This window comes from Streptomyces sp. NPDC054840 (assembly GCF_053611065.1).
Map to the genome: position 1 here is coordinate 1 of NZ_JBSGZP010000849.1, position 2,661 is coordinate 2,661.

The 2,661-nt window shown below is 71.7% G+C and carries 3 protein-coding genes; all 3 read right to left on the reverse strand.

Annotated elements, in window-relative coordinates; all coding sequences use genetic code 11:
• Positions 1 to 50: 50 nt before the first annotated feature.
• The gene (locus ACWGIU_RS34975) at positions 51 to 881 is read right to left on the reverse strand and encodes an IclR family transcriptional regulator domain-containing protein (RefSeq protein ID WP_453712128.1); all 831 of its coding nucleotides are present in this window, start codon (positions 879 to 881) and stop codon (positions 51 to 53) included.
• A 947-nt stretch (positions 882 to 1,828) separates the two neighbouring features.
• A complete protein-coding gene (locus ACWGIU_RS34980; RefSeq protein ID WP_328965058.1) occupies positions 1,829 to 2,407 on the reverse strand; it encodes an RNA polymerase sigma factor in 579 nt (192 codons plus the stop codon).
• Positions 2,404 to 2,661: hypothetical protein (locus tag ACWGIU_RS34985; protein WP_453712127.1), on the reverse strand; the 258-nt coding region annotated here is incomplete at its 5' end. The genes ACWGIU_RS34985 and ACWGIU_RS34980, both read right to left, overlap by 4 nt.

The window sequence follows — 2,661 nt, forward strand, 5'->3', positions numbered from 1 at the left end:
GGATGCGGTGGGCCCCTCCACTGCGGTGACCTCACGACCCAGGTCAACACCTAGGCGGTCGGCGACAGCATGGTGTCCTCCGGCCGGAGTGCCGTGGACGGGGGGCTGCCGGCGACGATCAGGGCCAGTAAGACCGCGGCCGCTTCGCTCTGCAGGATCCGGGCGGCCTGCTTCAGCCGGCCGGGGTCGGGGACCGGGATGGACAGGGCCACGCATTCCGCGTTCGGGCCCGCGGTGATCGGGACCGCCGCGCACACCGTGCCGATGGCGTACTCCTGCAGGTCGAGGAGCGGAGCGTTCGGCGGGCGGTCGTCGAGCTGGTGGAAGAGGTCCTGCTGACCGGTGAGGGTGTGGGGGGTGAACCGGGTGAGCCGGTGGCGGGCCAGGTGGTCCTTCCGATGGTCGTAGTCGAGTTGGGTCAGCAGCGCCTTGCCCACGGCCGAGGCGTGGGCGGCGACCCGGAAGTCGACCCATTCCTCGACCACGGGTGCCGCCGGACCGTCGGCGTACTGGGTGATGGCGACCTCTCCGTCGGTGTAGCGGGCGACGTAGACGGCGGCGCCGACGGCGTCACGCACCCAGGCGAGGGTCTCGCGCAGGTGTCCGCGCTCTTCTCCGGTCGCCGGTTCGGCCAGCAGGAAGGCGTTGCCGGCGACGTACGCGTCCGGTCCGATCGGGGTGACGAGCTTGGCGCGGATCAACTGCTCCGTGGCCCGGGCGAGGACCAGTTGCGGCAGTGCCGTCTCACGGGCGATCTGGGTCAGGTTCACGCCTCCCGAGTAGCGGTTGATGACTTCCAGCACGCGCAGTGCCTGGTGGACGGATTCCAACGGGGCCGGTGCCGGTCGGCCTTGGGGGGTTTTCCGGGCGGCGTGGGTCAGGTGCGGCTGTTTCAGTGCTTCGAGGGCCCAGACGTTCGCCTGGTCGGTCAGGTGCAGGGGGTTGAGCCGGGCGTTCTGGGCGACGGCTACAGCCACCTGCGGGCCGGGGGTGACCACCTCCCCCAGGTCGGGGTGCTCCTTTCGGGGGCGCGCCGTGAGCGCCTGCCGCAGTCGTGCGGGGAGCCGGCACGGGGGCCGACCGGCCCCCGCGGGTCCGGTGGTGAGCGCGGTGAGGTCCTGGGTGGTGATGGGTGGGGTGGTCCAGATGACCGAGGCTCCGAGGGCCTCTTCGAGGTGTTCGGGGAGCTGCGGCAGGTGCGGCAGGTGCTCTTCCGGGGGCAGGGTCCGGGCCTGGCGCTTCCAGTGGCGTGCGGTCGCGACCTCCGCCCGGGCGAGGTGGAGGAGGTAGAGGCAGTGGGCGGCGGTCCGCGAACCCGCCCCGGCCGCGTACTGGAACCAGAACTGCGCGTCCTCCATCCGGTCGGCCAGGTGGAGCAGGCAGCCGAAGAGCAGCGCCGAGTCCGCGCCGTGGGGCCAGGAATCGGCGTCGAGCGCGAGTTCGGCGAAGGCCCGGCTCTCCACGAGGCACCAGGTGAGGTCGTCCAGACCCCGGGCGGCGCGCACGTGGCAGGCGGCGTCCAGGACGAGGTCGTCGGCTGCCGCTGCGGATGCGTACGCGGGCCCGGATGCGGGCCCGAAGGCGAATGCGAACGCTGATGTGGACGCGGACGCGGATGTGACCTGCCCCCGCGGCGGCGGGGTCGCGGCCCCGGGGGGGCCGGTGGTGCCGGTCGTCGAGCGGGCGCGGTCGGCGACGATCCGGCGGGCGATCCGACGGCGGGCCGCGCCCTCGTCGTATCCGGCGTACTCCTCCGCGAGTACCGTCGCGTCCGCAAGGGCCGCGTCCAGTTCGCACAGCGGCATGTCGCGGTGGCGGGGCATGTCGCTCACTGGTCCTTCTCCTCTCCGGGGATCCAGTCCACCCCGAGCTTGCGGGACAGGGTTCGGCGTGCGCCGCGGATGTGCGAGCGAACCGTCGCGGGGGTGATCCCCATCATCCGGGCGACCGTGTCGGAGTCGTTGCCCAGCAGGAAGGCCAGCAGCACCACGTCGTACTGCCGCTCGGACAGGCCCGCGATCGCCGCGTACAGCCCGAGCTTCGACTCCAGCAGTTCCAGCCGCTCTCTGGAGGAGCGGCGCAGCGCCGCGAACCACGCCGTCTCCACCATGGCCACCTGCCGGCCCAGGGCCGCCAGCCGCCTTTCGACGTGTTCGCGCAGCACCGCCCATGCGAAGCCGTGGAGGCTCGCCTCCTTCAGGGCCTGGCGCCACACCTTCAGCAGGAAGGTGAACACGTCGTCGACGACTTCCTCGGCGTCCTTGGGGTTTCCCAGCTGCAGGTGGGCGTAGCGCAGATAGGCGCGGTGCTGTTGGGAGTGGAAAGCGGTGAAGTCCACCGGCAGTACGCCGGCCAGTTCGCTGGAGACCGCCTGGTCCCCCGATGGATCGAATTCGCCTTCGCTCATACGCTCCCCCACAGCTGTTCGTCGCCGCACACGGGAGCGGCGGGGACCTCATGGTGGCGGGCGCGGGGAGCGGCACGGCGGTGGCCGGCGGATGGTCCGCCGGTTCCCGTCCGTACCCCCGCACCCGGCAGGCGCATGGGCGCCCTGAACACATCGATGACGAGATGACGGGCGGTGCTGACTAACAGCGCGAGGGCGGCCGTCTCGGCAACATTCACGTCGGCGCGGAACCTTTCAAGTGGATCATGAGCGAC

Excerpts from the sequence above, each read along its gene's own strand:
- ACWGIU_RS34980 (WP_328965058.1), bottom strand. The coding sequence starts at position 2,407 with ATGAGCGAAGGCGAATTCGATCCATCGGGGGACCAGGCGGTCTCCAGC.